Source organism: Nonomuraea antimicrobica, from assembly GCF_039536965.1.
GTDB lineage: Bacteria > Actinomycetota > Actinomycetes > Streptosporangiales > Streptosporangiaceae > Nonomuraea > Nonomuraea antimicrobica.
Genome location: NZ_BAAAZP010000048.1, coordinates 28,467 through 46,532 on the forward strand (window position 1 = coordinate 28,467; position 18,066 = coordinate 46,532).

General features: G+C 73.3%; 15 protein-coding genes. 13 read left to right on the forward strand and 2 right to left on the reverse strand.

The window, feature by feature from the left end:
- Positions 1–56: 56 nt before the first annotated feature.
- From ABD844_RS13110 to ABD844_RS13120, 3 genes are all read left to right on the forward strand, one after another.
- Positions 57–1,742, forward strand: a complete 1,686-nt coding sequence (locus ABD844_RS13110) for a purple acid phosphatase family protein (protein WP_344876493.1) — start codon at positions 57–59, stop codon at positions 1,740–1,742.
- Between the two features lie 236 nt (positions 1,743–1,978).
- Positions 1,979–2,764 carry a hypothetical protein gene (locus ABD844_RS13115; RefSeq protein WP_344876495.1) on the forward strand — a complete coding sequence of 262 codons (786 nt, stop codon included), beginning with the start codon at positions 1,979–1,981 and terminating at the stop codon, positions 2,762–2,764.
- Positions 2,761–3,561 carry a HoxN/HupN/NixA family nickel/cobalt transporter gene (locus ABD844_RS13120; protein WP_344876496.1) on the forward strand — a complete coding sequence of 267 codons (801 nt, stop codon included), beginning with the start codon at positions 2,761–2,763 and terminating at the stop codon, positions 3,559–3,561. The genes ABD844_RS13115 and ABD844_RS13120 overlap by 4 nt, the downstream gene beginning before the upstream one ends.
- Before the next feature lie 124 nt (positions 3,562–3,685).
- Here ABD844_RS13120 and ABD844_RS13125 read toward each other — a convergent pair whose 3' ends face one another.
- Positions 3,686–5,161, reverse strand: a complete 1,476-nt coding sequence (locus tag ABD844_RS13125; RefSeq protein WP_344876498.1) for an IclR family transcriptional regulator domain-containing protein — start codon at positions 5,159–5,161, stop codon at positions 3,686–3,688.
- Between the two features lie 160 nt (positions 5,162–5,321).
- Here ABD844_RS13125 and ABD844_RS13130 point away from each other — a divergent pair, with 160 nt between their 5' ends.
- The 9 genes from ABD844_RS13130 (at position 5,322) to ABD844_RS13170 (ending at position 15,743) form a co-directional block, all read left to right on the forward strand.
- Positions 5,322–6,125: a CoA transferase subunit A gene (locus tag ABD844_RS13130; RefSeq protein WP_344876500.1), complete on the forward strand. Its 804-nt coding sequence runs from the start codon at positions 5,322–5,324 to the stop codon at positions 6,123–6,125.
- The gene (locus ABD844_RS13135) at positions 6,122–6,751 is read left to right on the forward strand and encodes a CoA transferase subunit B (RefSeq protein WP_344876502.1); all 630 of its coding nucleotides are present in this window, start codon (positions 6,122–6,124) and stop codon (positions 6,749–6,751) included. The genes ABD844_RS13130 and ABD844_RS13135 overlap by 4 nt, the downstream gene beginning before the upstream one ends.
- A gap of 42 nt (positions 6,752–6,793) precedes the next feature.
- Positions 6,794–7,942, forward strand: coding sequence for a thiolase family protein (locus tag ABD844_RS13140; protein ID WP_344876523.1), 1,149 nt, complete (start codon positions 6,794–6,796; stop codon positions 7,940–7,942).
- Between the two features lie 4 nt (positions 7,943–7,946).
- Positions 7,947–8,699, forward strand: a complete 753-nt coding sequence (pcaH, locus tag ABD844_RS13145; RefSeq protein ID WP_344876504.1) for a protocatechuate 3,4-dioxygenase subunit beta — start codon at positions 7,947–7,949, stop codon at positions 8,697–8,699.
- A complete protein-coding gene (pcaG, locus tag ABD844_RS13150) occupies positions 8,696–9,223 on the forward strand; it encodes a protocatechuate 3,4-dioxygenase subunit alpha (RefSeq protein ID WP_344876506.1) in 528 nt (175 codons plus the stop codon). Before pcaH ends, pcaG begins: the two co-directional genes overlap by 4 nt.
- Positions 9,210–10,454 carry a 3-carboxy-cis,cis-muconate cycloisomerase gene (gene pcaB / locus ABD844_RS13155; protein ID WP_344876508.1) on the forward strand — a complete coding sequence of 415 codons (1,245 nt, stop codon included), beginning with the start codon at positions 9,210–9,212 and terminating at the stop codon, positions 10,452–10,454. Before pcaG ends, pcaB begins: the two co-directional genes overlap by 14 nt.
- Positions 10,454–11,551: a bifunctional 3-oxoadipate enol-lactonase/4-carboxymuconolactone decarboxylase PcaDC gene (gene pcaDC / locus ABD844_RS13160; protein WP_344876510.1), complete on the forward strand. Its 1,098-nt coding sequence runs from the start codon at positions 10,454–10,456 to the stop codon at positions 11,549–11,551. The genes pcaB and pcaDC overlap by 1 nt, the downstream gene beginning before the upstream one ends.
- Before the next feature lie 214 nt (positions 11,552–11,765).
- Entirely contained in the window at positions 11,766–12,761 is a 996-nt protein-coding gene (locus ABD844_RS13165) for a ThuA domain-containing protein (RefSeq protein WP_344876512.1), read from the forward strand.
- Between the two features lie 366 nt (positions 12,762–13,127).
- Positions 13,128–15,743, forward strand: coding sequence for an alpha-L-rhamnosidase (locus tag ABD844_RS13170; protein WP_344876514.1), 2,616 nt, complete (start codon positions 13,128–13,130; stop codon positions 15,741–15,743).
- A 19-nt stretch (positions 15,744–15,762) separates the two neighbouring features.
- Here the strand turns inward: ABD844_RS13170 and ABD844_RS13175 are convergent, their stop codons facing one another.
- Positions 15,763–16,884, reverse strand: coding sequence for an acyltransferase family protein (locus tag ABD844_RS13175; protein WP_344876517.1), 1,122 nt, complete (start codon positions 16,882–16,884; stop codon positions 15,763–15,765).
- Positions 16,885–17,132: 248 nt separating this feature from the next.
- On the opposite strand from ABD844_RS13175, the gene ABD844_RS13180 reads away from it, so the two are divergent.
- A partial coding sequence (locus ABD844_RS13180) for an AAA family ATPase (RefSeq protein WP_344876519.1) occupies positions 17,133–18,066 on the forward strand: 934 nt, incomplete at its 3' end.

Below are 18,066 nucleotides of genomic sequence, written 5' to 3' on the forward strand. Positions count from 1 at the left end.
GTCCGTCCCGCGCTCGCGGACGGATGAACACCGCTTGTCGATGGAGTGAATCAGAAGTGAATCAGCCCTCGAAGCCGCGGCCGTTCGGGCCCCGGCAGGCGAAGCTCGCGGTCGCCGGCACCGGCGTCCTGCTCGTCGCGGCGTTAGCCTTCGGGCCGGCCGCCGTCGGTGCGGCGGCCCCGCCCGCGTACCCCGCCGCCGAGCAGCACAAGCCCACTCCCGTCCCCGACCGGATCATCCTGATCCCGACCACCACGCCGGCCACCAGCCAGCGCGTGTCGTGGCGGGCCGAGGCCACCGCCGACACCGCGCAGGCCCAGATCCTGGAGGCGCCGCGGGCGCTCGGCCAGGTGCAGCCGGCCGCCGGTGCCGTGGCCACCGTCCAGGCCCTGGCCAGCACGCCGGTCAACACCACCCTCGGGTACGCCTCCACGTACCACACCGCCGAGTTCTCCGGCCTCAAGCCGAACACCCGCTACACCTACCGCGTCGGCGACGGCACGAACTGGAGCGCGTGGACCGACTTCACCACCGCGTCCCCCGGCTTCGAGCCGTTCTCGTTCATCTACTACGGCGACGCGCAGAACTACATCGACTCCGCCGTGCCGCGCGTGTTCCGCCAGGCGTTCGCCGACCGGCCGCAGGCCAAGGCGATCGTGAACGCGGGCGACCTCATCGACTCGGCCAACAGCGAGGAGCAGTGGGGTCAGTGGTTCAAGGCCGGCGGCTTCATCGACAGCCAGGTCAACAACATCTCGGTCCCCGGTAACCACGAGTACAGCGGCGGCCTGTCGACCTTCTGGCGGCCGCAGTTCCCGTACCCGGACAACGGGCCCGGCAACGCCGAGCTCAAGCAGACCGTCTACAGCGTTGACTACCAGGGTGTTCGCTTCATCGGCCTGGACACCAACCACCAGAGCAACGCCACGCTCATGGCCGCCCAGACGGCCTGGCTGGAGGGCCTGCTCAAGGACAACCCGAACAAGTGGACCGTGGTGACCTTCCACCACCCCGTCTACTCCACCACCGGCACCCGCAACAACCCGAACGTGCGCGCCCAGTGGGCGCCGCTGTTCGAGAAGTACGGCGTGGACCTGGTGCTTCAGGGCCACGACCACTCGTACGGGCGCGGCAACCAGGTGGCGGCGCGCAAGTCGACGACCGTGCACAACGGCGTCGCCTACGTCGTGTCGGTCTCGGGCGGCAAGATGTACGCGCTCAACAACGGCGAGAACTGGACGGGCAACGGCGCCGAGGTGCGCAGCACCAGCCAGAACACCCAGCTCTACCAGCTCATCGACGTCGCCTCCGACAGCATCACGTTCGAGGCCCGCTACGCCAACGGCGAGCACCACGACGGCTTCGTCATCCGCAAGAACGGCAAGGGCGAGCGGACCGTCAACGACATCCGCACCCCCGAGAACACGATCGGCGAGCAGGTCACCGTCGACAAGACGTCGGTGCGCAAACTCGAGACGGTCAAGGTCTCGGCCTTCGGCTACGACCCGGGCGAGCGCGTGGCGATCTGGTGGCGCGAGAAGAAGGACGACGAGGCCGCCCGCGGTGGCGGGTGGAACGGCGGCAACGGCACGCTGATCGGCTACGAGAAGGCCGATGAGCTGGGACGGATCGAGGAGAGCGTCCGGGTGCCCGCGTTCGCGAAGAAGGACGGGACGTACGTGGTCTATCTGGAGAGCGAGCACCAGAAGATCACCAGCCCCGCCATCACCGTGACCAAGTGATCCACACCTGAGTGAGGCCGCGCCCGCCCTGCCGGCGGGGTCCGACCGGCGGGGTCCATGTCCGGTCGGGCGCCGCGGCCGTTCGCGCGGCGCGGTGGCCGTTCCGTGTGGGACGGTGACCGTTTTGCGTCGCGCGGTGGCTGTCTAGCGTCGCGCGGTGCGGTGGCCGTTCCGCGGTGGGGCGGTGGCCGTTCGGGTGGCGGCCTCACTCGGGTGCTTTGTACCAGGAGTCTCCCTTGACCCTTCCCTTCATCACACGTCTGTGCGTGCCGCTCATCGCCCTCGCCGTCGTGGCGCTCGGGCCTGCTGGGGCCGCGTCGGCGCATCCGTTCGGGCCGCCGTCCACGGCGACGATCTCCGTCGACGGTGACCGGGTGACGCTCGCCTGGCTGCCCGCCGAGGACGACTGGGTGGCGCTCGGACGGGCGGTCGGCGCGTTCGAGAACCCGGCCACCAGCACCGACACCACCCTGACCGGTGAGCAGAAGCTGGCCCGCTCCTCCGCCGTACGCGACTACCTGCTGGCCCGCGTCGGCGTCACACAGGCGGGACGGCCCTGCGCGGCCGAACTGGCGCCGCTGGAGCGGCTGCTGACCCAGGGCGCGCGGTTCACCTTCGAGTGTCCCGGCCCGGTGGTGGACGTCGACGTACGGGTCGGGGCGCTGGCCGACCTGCACGAGGCGTACCGGACGATGCTTACCGCCGAGACGCCCGCCGAGCCCGCGAAGGCGATGCTCACGTCGGCGGCCGACACCCGGCGGATGCGTTTCGACCCGTCGGCGTCGGGCGGTGTCCCGCTCGTCGTGCCCGCCGTGGCTCTCGTGGCCGCCCTCGCAGTGCTGGCCGCCTTCCTGCTCCGCCGCAAACGCCCGAAGACGTCCCCGTCGTCTGCCGCCGCGTCCTCGTCTGCCGCCGCGTCCTCGTCCGCCGAGGAGTCCGCGTCGCCTGGCACGACGTCCCCGTCCCCGTCGGTGGATGTGGATGCGGATGTGGATGCGGCGCGGTCGGATGTGCGCGGATGAACGGCATCACCGGACCCGAGAAGTACCTGATCTCGCTGTTCGACGGGGCGGGCGCGTTCTGGCTGGCGCTGGCCGTGGCGCTCGGCGTGGGTGCGCTGCACGCCGTCGCGCCCGGGCACGGCAAGAGCGTGACGGCCGCGTACCTGATCGGCACGCACGGCCGATACCGCGACGCGCTGCGGCTCGGTGTGGTCGTGGCGCTGATGCACACGGTCTCGGTGCTCGCGCTGGCGCTGGCCTGGGTGGGCCTGAGCAGCGCCGCCGCCGTCGGTACCGAGGCCATCACCGCCTGGCTGCAGGTGGTCGCGGGCGTGGTGGTGATCGGGGTGGGGGCGCACCTGACGTACCGGCACCTGCGCCACCGCAGGACGCACGGGGACGGGCAGGATCATGGGCACGGACATGGGCACGGACATGGGCATGGTCATGGCCATGGGCACGGGCACGGACACGGTCACCTGGATGATCCGTGGTCGCCGCGTGGGCTCACCGCGCTCGCGCTCTCCGGTGGGCTCGTGCCCTCGCCCTCGGCGTTCATCGTGCTCGTCAGCGGGCTGCTGACCGGGCGGTCGTTCGACGCCGTGGTGCTGGTGCTGGCGTTCGGGGTCGGGATGGCCGTCACGCTGACCGCCGTGGGGGTGGTGACCGTAAGCGGAGCCGGGGTGCTGGGCCGTCGTACGCCGCGGCTGCGGTTGGTACGGGTGGCGGCGGCCTGGATGCCTGCGGCGGCGGGTGTCGCCGTGGCGGTCGGCGGCTGCCTCTACCTCGCCACCGCCGTCACCGCGCTCACCTCATGAGAAGCCGAGCCGCCGCCGACTTCCGGCGGCCGGTGTCCAGGGCCGGTGTCAAGAGCCGGTGTCCCGAGCCGGTGTTCAAGGCCGGTGTTCAAGGCCGGTGTTCAGGGCCGGTGTCCAGGGCCGGTTACTCGTGGACTTCGGCGCGGGTGTGGGCCAGGTCGGCCTCCATGCGCGCCGCCGTCTCCCTGAGGGTGGGCAGGACGTCGCGGACCAGCGCGGCGGCGGTGGCGCGACCGGCGTGGGTGGCCACGTTCAGCGCCGCCGCCGTGCGCCCGGTGTGGTCCCTGACGGGCACCGCGATCGACCGTACGCCCTCCTCCAGCTCCTGATCCACCAGCGCGTACCCGTCCACGGCGGCCCGGCGCACCAGGGCGCGCAGCTCGGCCGGTGAGGTGACGGTACGGGCCGACAGGCGGCGCGGCACGATCGCGGCCAGCCGTTCCTCGGGCAGCTCGGCCAGCAGCACCCGCCCCATGGACGTGGCGTACGCGGGGAAGCGGGTGCCGACCGTGATGTTCACGCTCATGAGGCTGACGGTCTGCACCCTCGCCACGTACACCACGTTGTCGCCCGACAGGACCGCCACCGACGCCGACTCCCGCACCCGTGCCGCCAGCTCGGCGAGGTGCGGCTGCACGATCTCGCGGAACGTCAGCCCTGACAGGTGGGCGTAACCCAGCTCCAGCACCCGGGGGAGCAGCGCGAAGCGGGCCCCGTCGGCCGCCGCGTAGCCGAGCTTCTCCAGGGTCCGCACCGCCCGCCGTACGGTCGCCCGGGGCAGCCCCGTGACCTTGGCGCAGTCGGCGAGGGTCAGGCCGCCGCGCGCCGAGCCGAGCGCGGCCAGCACGGCCAGGCCGCGGGCCAGCGACTGCAGGAAGCCCATGCCCAGCTCCTGCTTGGCCACCTTGGACGAGTCCCCTCCCGGTGCGGAGGGGTTGTCGGCGGGCGTGCTCGTGGTGCCGCCGGTCAGGGCGGACTCCATCTCGGCGACCGTCTTGCGCAGCGCGGGCAGGCAGTGCTCGCGCAGCCCGGCCGCCGTGTACCGGCTCGTGTGGCTGACCACGCTGACCGCGCACACGGCCCGCCCGGACCCGTCGCGTACGGGCAGGGCCAGCGCGATCAGCCCCGGCTCGATGAGCTGGTCGTCCTCGGCCCAGGGCGCCGCCGGATCGAGCAGGGCCAGCCCGGCCGCGCACCGGTCGGCGGGCAGCAGGTCGCCGACCCGGAAGGCGACCGACATCGTCCGCCGCCGGGTGAACTGCACGACGAACCGCACCCCGTCGCCGTCCCGCACGGCCACCGAGACGGACTCGTCCAGCTCCTCCGCCAGGCGTCCGGCCAGGGGCGCGAGCGGGTCGCGCAGGCCGCCGCCGTTCAGGTACGCCTCGCCCAGCTCCATCAGGCGCGGCGCGAGCCGTACGTCGCGTCCCTCCGCCCGCAGGTAGCCCAGGTGGACGAGTGTGCCGAGCACCCGGTCCACCGTGGACCTGGCCAGCCCGGTCGCCCGCACCAGATCCGTCGCCCGGGCGGGCCGCGCGGGGTCGGCGGCCAGCGCGCGCAGCACGGCCAGCCCGCGCTCCAGGGTTCCGGCCGCTTCCATCGGCTCCTCCTCCTGCGATGAGGACGGCGGACGCGACCTCATGAACTTTCGGTGATCTTCGTCGGCGGACCTTTGACAGCTCGGCCGCCCATCCACATACTGAAGTACACAATAGTGAACAAAAGTTCGCAGAGCGAACGCGTCTCGGGAACGGAGCGTCGTGCGGAGAGACAAAGTGGTCGCCACGGCCGCGGAGGCGTTGGCCGGAGTGCACGACGGCGCGTCGTTCGCCGTCGGCGGCTTCGGCCTCAGCGGCATACCCAACGTGCTGATCCAGGCCCTCTACGACACCGGCGTCACCGGCCTCGGCGTCGTGTCCAACAACTGCGGCGTGGACGGCGGCGGCCTCGGCATCCTGCTGGCGGCCGGGCGCATCGCCCGCGTGACCGCCTCCTACATCGGCGACAACAAGGAGTTCGCCCGCCAGTACCTGGGCGGCGAGCTGGAGGTCGAGCTGACCCCGCAGGGCAGCCTGGCCGAACGGCTGCGGGCCGGCGGCAGCGGCATCCCCGCCTTCTACACCCCGGCCGGCGTCGGCACACCCGTCGCCGAGGGCGGCCTGCCGCTGCGCCACCACCCCGACGGGTCGATCGCGGTCGCCTCGCCGCCGAAGGAGGTACGCGAGTTCGACGGCCGCGAGTACGTGCTCGAACGCGGCATCCGTACCGACTTCGCCCTCGTCCGCGCCGCCAAGGGCGACCGCCACGGCAACCTGGTCTTCCACAAGGCCGCCAGGAACTTCAATCCCCTCGCCGCCATGGCCGGCCGCATCACGGTCGCCGAGGTCGAGGAGCTGACCCAGCTCGACCCCGGCGAGGTGCACCTGCCCGGCGTGTTCGTGCGGCGCGTCCTCGTGCTCACCCCCGAGCAGGCCGCCGACAAGTCCATCGAACGCCGCACGATCTCCCCGCCTCCGTCGCCCGCCGCCTCCGCGCCTTCTGCCCCGAGGACGGTGAACGAATGAGCTGGACCCGTGACGAGATGGTTGCGCGGGCCGCGGCCGAGCTGCGCGACGGCGACTACGTCAACCTGGGCATCGGCCTGCCCACCCGCATCCCCACCTTCCTGCCGCCGGGCGTGGACGTGGTCCTGCACTCCGAGAACGGCATCCTCGGCGTCGGCCCCTACCCCCGCGAGGACGAGATCGACCCCGACCTGATCAACGCGGGCAAGGAGACGGTCACCGTGCTGCCGGGGGCGTCGTTCTTCGACTCCTCGCTGTCGTTCGGCATGATCCGCGGCGGCCACATCGACGTGGCCGTGCTCGGCGCGATGCAGGTCTCGGCCCGCGGCGACCTGGCCAACTGGATGGTCCCCGGCAAGCTCGTCAAGGGCATGGGCGGGGCCATGGACCTGGTGCACGGCGCCCGCAAGGTCATCGTGATCATGGAGCACAACGCCAAGGACGGCTCCCCGAAGATCGTCGAGAGGTGCTCGCTGCCGCTCACGGGGAAGGAGTGCGTCCACCGGATCGTCACCGACCTCGGGATCTTCGACGTGACGGGACAGGGGCTCACGCTGGTGGAGCGCGCGCCCGGGGTGAGCGAGGCCGAGATACGCGAACGCACCGACGCGGAGCTCACCCCATGAAAACACGAGGACCGGCGCGGAGGCCACCCCATGAACGACCGCCTGAAGGACGTCTACATCGTCGACGCCGTACGCACCCCGTTCGGCCGCTACGGCGGCGCGCTGTCCGGGATCCGGCCGGACGACCTGGCGGCCCACGTCGTCTCGGCCCTGGTCGAGCGCAATGACGTGGAGGTCGTGGACGAGGTGCTGCTCGGCAACGCCAACGGCGCCGGCGAGGAGAACCGCAACGTCGCCCGCATGGCCGCGCTCCTGGCCGGGCTGCCGGTCACCACGCCCGGCGCGACCGTCAACCGGCTGTGCGGGTCCGGGATGGAGGCCGTCGTGCAGGCGTACCGGGCCATCGCGCTCGGCGACGCCGACACCGTGATCGCGGGCGGCGTGGAGTCGATGACCCGTGCGCCGTGGGTGCTGCCCAAGCCGGAGCGGGCGTTCCCCGCGGGCGGTCAGGAGCTGGTGTCGACGACGCTCGGCTGGCGGCTGGTCAACCCGAGGATGCCCGCCGAGCACACGGTCGCGCTCGGCGAGGGCGCCGAGCTGATCGCCGACCGCCACGGCATCTCCCGCGCCGAGCAGGACGCCTTCGCGCTGGCCAGCCATCAGAAGGCGGCCAAGGCGTCGTTCGAACGCGAGATCGTGCCCATCGCCGGGATCGACCGCGACGAGGGCATCCGCCACGACACCTCACTGGAGGCGCTGGCCAAGCTCAAGCCCGCCTTCCGCAAGGACGGCGGCACCGTCACCGCAGGCAACTCCTCCCCGCTGAACGACGGCGCGGCGGCGCTGCTGCTGACCGACGAGGCGGGGCTGCGCGGGCGCGAGCCGCTGGCCAGGATCGTGGCCGGCGGAGTCAGCGCGCTGGAGCCGCGTTACTTCGGGCTCGGCCCGGTCGAGGCCGCGGGCAGGGCGCTGGCCAAGGCGGGCAGGCGGTTCGGCGACCTGGCCACGGTGGAGCTGAACGAGGCGTTCGCGGCGCAGGCGCTGGGCTGCCTGGCCGAGCTGCCCGACCTCGACCCGGCCATCGTCAACCCCGACGGCGGCGCGATCGCGATCGGTCACCCTCTCGGCGCGTCCGGCGCCAGGATCACCGGCGCGGTGGCCCACCGGCTGGCCGCCGCCGGTTCGGGCACCGGCCTGGCCTGTCTGTGCATCGGCGTCGGTCAGGGGCTGGCCGTCGTACTCGAAAGGTAGCGGAATGTCTGAACCTCTCCAGCAGGCCGACATCGACCGGGAGATCGCCGCGCTCGGCGCGGCGCGGGCCGGCGAACGGGCCGCACACCCCTCGCGCGACTACGCCCCCTACCGCAGCACGTCGCTGCGCCACCCCAAGCAGCCGCTGGTCGCCGTCAAGGACCCCGAGGCGATCGAGCTGAGCGGGCCGGTGTTCGGCGTCACCGACGTGACGCCGCTGGACAACGACCTCACCCGACAGCACCTGGGCGAGCCGCTGGGCGAGCGGATCACCGTACGGGGGCGCGTGCTCGACCGTGACGGCCGTCCGGTGCGCGGCCAGCTCGTGGAGGTCTGGCAGGCCAACGCCTCCGGACGCTACCTGCACCAGCGCGACGACCACCCCGCGCCGCTCGATCCGAACTTCACCGGCGTGGGCCGCTGCCTGACCGGCGACGACGGCGGCTATCTGTTCACCACGATCAAGCCCGGCGCCTACCCCTGGCGCAACCACCGCAACGCCTGGCGGCCCGCGCACATCCACTTCTCGCTGTTCGGCACCGCTTTCACGCAGCGGCTGGTGACCCAGATGTACTTCCCCGGCGACCCACTCTTCCCGTACGACCCGATCATGCAGTCGGTGACCGACGAGAGCGCCAGGCAGCGGCTGGTCGCCGCCTACGTGCACGACCTGTCCGAGCCTGAGTGGTCGCTCGGCTACCGGTGGGACATCGTCCTCGACGGGCCCGCCGCGACCTGGACGGAGGACGGCAGATGACCCACCCCACCCCCTCGCAGACGGTCGGGCCGTTCTACGGGTACGCGCTGCCGTTCCCCGCGGGCGGCGACATCGCGCTCGGCGGGATCGCCGTGCACGGGTACGTCTACGACGGCGCCGGCGACCCGGTGCCCGACGCGCTGCTGGAGTTCTGGCAGGCCGACGAGACGGGTGAGGTGCGCGCGGCGGCCGGCTCGCTGCGCCGCGACCCGACGACCGGGGCCGTCCTGGGCAGGAACGGGGTCGTCTTCACCGGCTTCGGCCGGGTCGGCACCGATCTCGACGGCCACTGGACGCTGCGGACGGTCGCGCCGGGAAACGGGTACATCAGCGTCTGCGTGTTCGCCCGAGGGCTGCTGCACCACCTGTACACGCGCATCTACCTCGCGCCGGACGCGTCCCCGGAAGGTGTGCCGTCGGAGCGGCGGCACACGCTGGTGGCGGGGGAGGAGCGGGACGGCGTGTACCGGTTCGACATCCACCTCCAGGGCGAGAAGGAGACGGTCTTCTTTGACTTCGGCTGACCCGCCGCCGCACCCGACCGGCCCGGAAGCCGATGCCGGGCTGTTGTCGCCCATGCGCGGCGCGGTCGTGGAGACCGGGGACGTCGCCGTCCTCCAGGCCATGCTGGACGCGGAAGCCGCGCTGACCCGTGCCCAGGCGGCCCTCAGGCTCGTCCCCGCCGAGGCGGCCGAGGCGGTGTCGGCCGTCGCCCGCGCGGCGGCGTTCGCGCTGCCCGACCTGGTGACGCGGGCGCGGTCCGGCGGCAACCCCGTCATCCCCCTCGTCGAGGACCTCCGCAGGGCGGCCGGGCCGTACGGCGAGTACGTCCATCGGGGCGCGACCAGTCAGGACATCGTCGACACGGCCCTCATGCTGGTCGCCCGTCGCACGCTCGGCCCCGTCCTGGCGGACCTCGAACGGGTGGTCGCCGGGCTCACTGCGTTGGCCGCGGAGCACCGCGACACCCCGATGGCCGCCAGGACGCTCACCCAGCAGGCCGTCCCCACGACGTTCGGGCTGAAGGCGGCGGGCTGGCTCACGCTGGCCGCCGCGGCCCACGAGCGCCTCACGACCGCCCGCCGCGCCCTCCCCGCCCAGCTCGGCGGTGCCGCAGGCACCCTGGCCGCCTTCCGACCCGGCACGGGTACGGACGAGGACGGCGTCTTCCGGCCCTGCACGGGCACGGACGAGGAGGCCGTTGAGGAGCCCGTTGAGGTGGCGTTGCGGCTGCCTGGCCGGTTCGCTGCCGAGCTGGGCCTGGCCGAGCCCGTCCTGCCGTGGCACGTGCTGCGGACGCCGGTCGCCGACCTGGCCGGGGCGCTGGCGTTCACCGCCGGGGCGCTGGGCAAGCTGGCGGCCGACGTGCTGGTGCTGTCGCGTACCGAGATCGGGGAGCTGTCGGAGGGGGTGGGCGGCGGGTCGTCGTCCATGCCGCACAAGCACAACCCGGTCAGGGCCACGATGATCGCCGCCGCCGCCCGCCAGGCGCCCCCGCTGGCCGGCATCCTGTACGCCTCGCTCGTGGCCGAGGACGAACGGCCCGCCGGAGCCTGGCACGCCGAGTGGCAGCCGCTGCGCGAGGCGTTGCGCCTGGTGGCGGGGGCCGCGAGGGACGCCGCCGAACTGGTCGCCGACCTGCGCGTGCATCCGGATCGCATGCGCGCCAACCTCGCCGTCCCCGGAGACACCGCCCCGGCCCCCGCCCTCGTGGACCGCGCACTCACCCACCACCAGGACAAGGCACCGCACTGATGTTGCACTACCGTCTGGACGGCCCCGAGCAGGGGCAGCCGCTCGTTCTCGCCCCCTCACTCGGCACCTCCATGCGCCTTTGGGAGCCGCAGCTCGCGGCCCTGGCCCGTACCTTCCGGGTGCTGAGGTTCGACCTGCCCGGCCATGGCGGCTCCGAGTCGCTCCCGGTGAACACCATGGAGGACCTGGCCGACCTGGTGGTGGAGGTGGCCGCCGGGCAGGGCATGGAGAGCTTCCACTACGCGGGCGTGTCCATCGGCGGCGCGATCGGCGCCACGCTGGCCGTCCGCCGCCCCGGCCGGGTCAGGTCGCTGGCCATGATCTGCTCCAGCGCCAGGTTCGGTGATCCGGCGTCGTGGCGGGAGCGGGCGGAGCTGGTGCGGGCCGAGGGCATCGGGCCGCTGCTGGCGGCGACCGCCCGCCGCTGGTTCGCCGGGCCGCCGGTCCAGGCACTGCTGGACGATCTGGCCGCCGCGGACCCGGCCGCGTACGCCGCCTGCTGCGACGCCCTTGGGGCCTACGACCTGCGGGGAGACCTCGCGGCCGTGAACGTCCCCACGCTGGTGGTGGCCGGTCGGGAGGACCCGGCCACGCCTCCGCCCCATGCCAGGGAGCTGGTCGACGGCATCCCGGGCGCCACCCTCGTCGAGCTGCCGGGCGCCGCCCACCTGGCACCCGCCGACCAGCCCGCCCGCCTCACCCAGGCGCTGCTCGCGCACCTGCCGTCCCTCCCCGGCATGCAGGTACGGCGTGAGGTGCTCGGCGACGACCACGTGGACCGCGCCGTGGCCCGTACCACGCCCTTCACCAGGGACTTCCAGGACCTCATCACCCGTTACGCCTGGGGCGAGATCTGGACCCGGCCGGGACTCGACCGGCGTACCCGTAGTTGTGTCACGCTGACCGCGCTCGTCGCCCGGGGTCACCTCGACGAGCTGGCCATGCACGTACGCGCCGCCCGGCGCAACGGTCTCACCCCCGACGAGATCGGCGAGGTGCTGCTGCAGTGCGCCGTCTACTGCGGGGTACCGGCCGCCAACGCCGCCTTCGCCGTCGCCCAGCGGGTGTTGTCGGAGGAGGAGGAAGACGGAGCCTGACCGGCTTCCCACGGCCGCGTTGTTCCGACATCGACGGCGCGATCATCGTGGTCTACGCTGAGCTGGTCTTTTCCGGTGCCGTCGGCCAAGGTCCCGCCCGCTCCCACTCGCCGTCCGTCCAGCCGCCCGCTCGCCTTGGACCCCGACTGCCCGTCCTCCCGACCTGATCGCCCCTGAGAGCCTCACCTCACCCCCCTCATGTGCGAGGTGCTCCATGCGCATCACCCGCTCGACCCTGTCCACCGTCGTCGCCGCGGGTGCGGCGGCGCTCCTGCTGGCCGCCACCCCGCCCGGCTCCGCCGCCTCCCCGGACCGCGACTCCGCCCACGACGCCGCACTCGAACGGGGCCGCGACGGGGGCGCACAGAACCTGGGCGACCCCGACTACGGCGTCTGCCGTGGCACCGACCCCCGCTGCTACCACGACTGGGGCAACTTCGATCCGGCGAAGGGCTACAAGCTGCTGGTCTTCAGCCGTACGGCCGGTTCGCGCCACGCACATCTCGGCACCCCGCTGGGCCCGGGGCTGAACCCGCCACTCAAGGACGACAACGTGGCGATCAAGGCCGTGGTCGAGCTCGGCCGCCAGAACGGCTTCGCCGTCGACTACACCGAGGACGTCACCCAGCTCAACGCGGCCGGGCGGCTGCTGTCGTACAACGCCGTGATGTTCCTCAGCTCCACCCGCGACGCCCTCGACGACCCCGCGCAGACCGCCCTGCGCCAGTACATCCGCGCCGGCGGCGGTTTCGTCGGCGTGCACAACGCGTTCGGCACCGAGTACAACTGGCCCTGGTACGAGGGCCTGCTCGGCAACGCCAACTTCTTCGACCACGGCCCCAACCAGCCCGGCACCGTCGTCACCGTCAACAGGAAGGACGCCTCCACCCAGGGCCTGCCGGCGCGCTGGGCCTTCACCGACGAGTGGTACAACCTCGTCCCCTACCCCACCCGCGTCCGGGTGCTGGCCGAGGTGGACGAGGGCACCCTGCCCAACGGCGTACGCGGCAGCCTCGGCCACCCCGGTCACGGCGACCACCACCCGGTGAGCTGGTGCCAGTACTACGACGGCGGCAAGGCGTGGCTGACGACCCTCGGACACGACGTGAAGTCGTGGACCGCCGAGCCGCTGGAGGGCGACGACCTCTTCCTGCGGCACCTGCTCGGTGGCGTGAAGTCGGTGCTCGGCCTGACACCGTTCTGCCGCTGAGCCCTCGCCTGGAAGGGCCCGGCCGGCCGCCTGGAAGGGCCCGGCCGCCGTCCGGCTTCCGGCGTGTCCGGGCGGCGGCCGGGCGGCGGTCGCGCCCCTCGGGAACCCCGTCCTGGCCGACGCTTCTGAGCTGGGAAAGAGCCGGGCGAACCTTGCCGAAACTGTGCCTTGACGCTCCCGACTCGCAACGTCTACGTTAACTCGCGTCGAGAGGCTGTTAAAACGTTTCAAGCAACGTCAGACGGCCTCTCGGAAGGCGACATGCCGATCACCATGCCGCCGCCGCAGTCCACTCACCTCGCTCAACCGCACGATCGCGGCCGGGACGACCGCCGGCGCCGTCATGGGCCGACCAGAAGGAGCACCTTGCAACACCTCACCGCGCTACACGTTTCCGGGCCCACCTTCGAGCACCACCGCGAGCCGCTCGGCATCGGCGAGAGCGCGCCGCGTCTGTCCTGGACCACCGTCACCGATCTGCCGGGCTGGACGCAGGCCGGCTACGAGATCGAGATCTGCGACGCGGACGGAACGGTCCTGACCGCGACGGGCCGGGTGGAGTCCGCGGAATCGGTGCTGGTGCCCTGGCCCGGTGACGCGCTGGGCTCGCGTGAGCGGCGCGGCGCCCGCGTACGCGTGCACGGCCGCGACGGCTCGTCCGGCGACTGGAGCGAGTGGACGTGGGCCGAGACCGGCCTGCTGGAGGCGGCGGACTGGCGGGCGAAGGCCGCCGGGCCGCCCGCGGAGCTGCTCGGCCCGCCCGACGGCCCCGCACTCCTGCTGCGCCGCGACTTCACCCTGCGCGCCCCGATCGCCAGGGCCCGCCTCTACGTCACCGCCCACGGCGTGTACGAGGCCGAGCTGAACGGCCAGGTCGTCGGCGACGACGTGCTGGCCCCCGGCTGGACCAGCTACACCTACCGCCTGCGCTACCGCACCCATGACGTCACCGCCCTGCTGCGCCAGGGCGCGAACACGATCGGCGCAGCCCTGGCCGACGGCTGGCACCGAGGCAAGGTCGGCTTCTACGGCGGGGCGACCGGCGTCTACGGCGACCGTACCGCGTTCGTCGCCCAGCTCGAGATCACGTACGAGGACGGCACCACCGACCTGGTCACCACCGACGAGCACTGGCGCTGCGCCCCCGGCCCGGTCACCGCCGCCAGCCTGTACAACGGCGAGAAGTACGACGCCCGGCTGCTGCCCGGCGGCTGGTCGTCGCCCGGCTTCGACGACGGCGCTTGGCGGCCCGCCGATGTGCTCGCCCACGACCCGTCCCGGCTGGTGGCCCCCACCGGGCCTCCGGTGCGCCGGATCGAGATCCTGCGCCCGCGGAAGACGCTCACCGGCCCGGCGGGGGAGACCATCCTCGACTTCGGCCAGAACGTCTCGGGCCGCCTGCGCATCCGCGTCCAGGGACCGGCGGGCCACACCGTCACCCTGCGCCACGCCGAGGTGCTGGAGAACGGCGGCCTCAGCCTGCGCCCGCTGCGCCAGGCCGCGGCCACCGACGCCTACACCCTGCGCGGCGACGACGCCCCAGAGGAGTGGGAGCCCCGCTTCACCCTCCACGGCTTCCGCTACGCCCAGATCGACGACTGGCCGGGCCAACTCGGCGAGGGCGACGTCGAGGCCGTCGTCTGCCACACCGACATGCGTCCCGTGGGCTCGTTCAGTTGCTCGGACCCCGACCTGACCCGCCTGCACGAGAACGTCGTGTGGAGCCTGCGCGGCAACTACGTGGACCTGCCCACCGACTGCCCCCAGCGCGACGAGCGGCTCGGCTGGACCGGCGACATCCAGGTCTTCGCCCCCACCGCCGCCTTCCTCTACGACTGCGCGGGACCGCTGACGTCGTGGCTGGCCGACCTCGCCGCCGAGCAGACCGCGCTCGGCACGGTCCCGCACTACGTGCCGTGGGTGCCGCTGCTCCCGGCCGAGCCCGCGGCGGCCTGGGGCGACGCCGCGGTGATCGTGCCGTGGGTGCTCTACGAGCGGTTCGGGGACCTCGGCGTGCTGCGGGCCCAGTACGCCTCCATGAAGGCGTGGGTGGACGAGATCGCCGCGCTGGCGGGCGAGGGCCACCTGTGGGACAAGGGCTTCCAGTTCGGCGACTGGCTCGACCCGGCGGCCCCGCCCGACGACCCCTTCAAGGCGCGGACCGACAGCGCGCTCGTCGCCACCGCCTACCACGCCTGGACGGCCCGCATCGTCGCCGACACCGCGGACCTGCTCGGCCACGCCGCCGACGCGGCCCGCTACGCCGAGCTGGCCGCCGCGGTGCGGCGGGCGTTCGTGCGCGAGTTCGTCACCCCCTCAGGACGGCTGGCCTGCGACACCCAGACGGCCTACGCCCTCGCGCTCCACCTCGACCTGCTGGACACCCCGGCGCAGCGCGAGCGGGCCGGGCGCCGCCTGGTCGAGCTGGTCGCCGCCGACGGGCACCACATCGGCACGGGGTTCGTGGGCACGCCGCTGGTCTGCGACGCGCTGGTCGCGGTCGGGGCGTACGACACCGCGTACGAGCTGCTGACCCAGCGCGAATGCCCGTCATGGCTGTATCCCGTCACCATGGGGGCCACCACGATCTGGGAACGGTGGGACAGCATGCTCCCCGACGGGACGGTCAACCCCGGCGAGATGACCTCGTTCAACCACTACGCGCTGGGCGCGGTCGCCGACTTCCTGCACCGTACGGTCGCCGGGCTCGCCCCGGCCGCCCCCGGCTACCGGCGGTTGCGCGTCGCACCTCGCCCCGGAGGCGGCCTGACCGGGGCGGACGCCTCGCTGGAGACGCCGTACGGCCCGGCCTCGGTCTCCTGGACCAGGACGGAGAGCACCATGACGATCACCGCCACGGTCCCGCCGGGCGCGACCGCCGAGATCGTCCCGCCGTGGCCGGACGCCGTCGCGCAGGAGGTGGGCTCCGGCACCCACACCTTCACCGGCTCCTACCGCTCGCCGGACCTCGACCGGGGATGACGGCGTCGCGCGGGCCTGCTCACCGGGCGGGCCCGCGCGCGGCCAGCCGCCGGCCGAGCCGCTGGGCCGGGGCCTCGACCAGGTGGTACGTCAGCACGCTCAGCGGGATCAGGACGAGAAAGTACAGCGGCAGGCCGGGCACCACGTACAGCAGGATCGGGTGCAGCAGGTAGACGGAGAAGCTGATCACGCCGAGCCGCGCCGGCCATCGGGGGAAGGCCCGCTCGCGCAGCGCGTACGCCAGCGCGAACACGCAGAACGCCAGCACGATCGCCGGGATCCAGGCCGGATCGGCCTTGGCCGGGAGCCCGCAGCCCAACACCACCAGCACCGCGGCCCCGGCCGCCCGCCAGGAGATCTCCCCCTGCTCGGCCCGGTAGATCGCCGTCCCCGCGAACATGGTCGCCAGGGTGATCAGGCCCTGCCAGGTGCCGCCCCGGCTGCCCAGCACCACCAGCGCCAGGCCGAGCAGCCCGCCCGCGACGGCCCCCACGGTCCGCGCCCGGCCGTCCGCCAGCACGGTCACCGCGATGGCCGCGACGACGGCGAGGCCCAGCAGCGCGGCGAGTACGTCGGCCCGCCCGCCGATCGACGCCTTGGGCAGCAGCAGGCCCAGCGGCACGGCGGCCAGCGCCAGGGCCACGGCGGTACCGGCCGACCTGCGCGCCTGCCCCACCGCGAACAACGCCACGCACATCAGGTAGAACGCCATCTCGTACGAGAGCGTCCAGGTCACGTTGATCACTGCGGGCAGGTTGAGCAGTTCCTGCAACATCGTCACGTTGCCGAACGCGACCAGAGGCAGCGGCCGCTCGCCGAGCCCGGGAGGGAGGGGGAGCAGACCCAGCCAGGCGAGCGCGAGCACCAGGCAGAAGGCGACCAGCAGCAGCGGGAGCAGGCGGAAGGCGCGGCCGGTCCAGAAGGCGCGCAGGTCGCCCCGCCGTTCCAGGGAGGCGGGGATGATGTAGCCGCTGACCAGGAAGAAGACGAACACGCCCCACGTGCCGACGTCGATCACGCGGTCCACCTCGGCCCAGATGCCCGGGATGAACGTCCAGCCGGCGTGATGCATGGTGACCGCCAGCGCCGCCGGGCCTCGCAGGGCGTCCAGCCAGGCCAGCCTGCTAGGGGCCAAGAACATCTGCCGCAGTCTAGGCCATAAGGGGCAAACACGGCCCGGCCCCGCCGACCCGGAACCGCGCCCCCGGCCAGGCGGTCGTACGGCTGGGGCCGCGCGTTAGCCGGGCTCCCGCGATCAGGTTCGCGCGTGAGCCCGGCTCCTGCGATCGGGGGGCGTGCGTGAGGCGGGTTCCTGCGATCGGGGCCGCGCGTGAGCCGGGCTTCTGCGATCGAGGGCGTGCGTGAGCCGGGCGGTCGTACGATCAGGGCATGCTGCATGGCCGGGAGCGGGAGTGCGCTCTCGTCGCGCGGCTGCTCGACGGCGCGCGCGAGCGCCGCAGCGGCGTCCTGGTCGTGCGCGGGGAGGCGGGCATCGGGAAGTCCGCGCTGCTCGGATACGCCGCCGCGCGGGCGGCGGACATGCGGGTGCTGCGCGGCGGCGGCGTCGAGCCGGAGTCCGAGCTGCCGTACGCGGCGGCGCACCAGCTCCTGCGGCCCGTCGCCGACCGGCTCGGGGCGATCCCCGCCGGGCAGGCGGCGGCGTTGCGGGGCGCGTTCGGGCTGGGGGAGCCGGTGGAGGGGGACCGGTTCCTGGTCTCCGTGGCGGTGCTGAGCCTGCTGTCCGAGGTGGCCGAGGACGGGCCACTGCTGTGCCTGATCGACGACGCGCAGTGGCTCGACGGGGCCTCGGCCGACGCGCTGGCGTTCGTGGCGCGGCGGCTGGAGGCGGAGGGCGTGGTGCTGCTGTTCGCGGTGCGCGACGAGGACGCCGTGGGCCCTGCGCATCCTTCCGTGGGCTTCGCGCATGTTCGCGTGGGCTTCGCGCGGCCGCTCGCCGGGCTGCCCGAGCTGCGCCTGGGCGGGCTGGCGCCGGAGGCCGCGCGGGCCCTGCTGGCCGAGCGTACGGAGGCGGCGCTCGCCCCCGAGGTGGCCGGCCTGTTGGTGGAGGGCACTGCGGGCAACCCGCTCGCGCTGCTGGAGCTGCCCGGCTCGCTGTCGCCCGGCCAGCTCGCCGGGTCGCGCCCGCTGCGCGAACGCCTGCCCGCCGAGGCCGCGCTCGAAGAGGTCTTCCTGGCCCGGGTGCGGCGGCTGGCCGCCCCCGCGCAGACGCTGCTGCTCGTCGCCGCGGCCGAGGAGAGCGGTGACGTCGGCCTGGTGCTGCGCGCCGCGCAGCGGCTGGACGTGGCCGCCGACGCGCTCGACG

Coding starts and splice junctions, on each gene's coding strand:
- ABD844_RS13120 (WP_344876496.1), top strand. CDS start 2,761: ATGAACGGCATCACCGGACCCGAGAAGTACCTGATCTCGCTGTTCGAC.
- ABD844_RS13125 (WP_344876498.1), bottom strand. CDS start 5,161: ATGGAAGCGGCCGGAACCCTGGAGCGCGGGCTGGCCGTGCTGCGCGCG.
- ABD844_RS13135 (WP_344876502.1), top strand. CDS start 6,122: ATGAGCTGGACCCGTGACGAGATGGTTGCGCGGGCCGCGGCCGAGCTG.
- pcaH (WP_344876504.1), top strand. CDS start 7,947: ATGTCTGAACCTCTCCAGCAGGCCGACATCGACCGGGAGATCGCCGCG.
- pcaG (WP_344876506.1), top strand. CDS start 8,696: ATGACCCACCCCACCCCCTCGCAGACGGTCGGGCCGTTCTACGGGTAC.
- pcaDC (WP_344876510.1), top strand. CDS start 10,454: ATGTTGCACTACCGTCTGGACGGCCCCGAGCAGGGGCAGCCGCTCGTT.
- ABD844_RS13165 (WP_344876512.1), top strand. CDS start 11,766: ATGCGCATCACCCGCTCGACCCTGTCCACCGTCGTCGCCGCGGGTGCG.
- ABD844_RS13175 (WP_344876517.1), bottom strand. CDS start 16,884: ATGTTCTTGGCCCCTAGCAGGCTGGCCTGGCTGGACGCCCTGCGAGGC.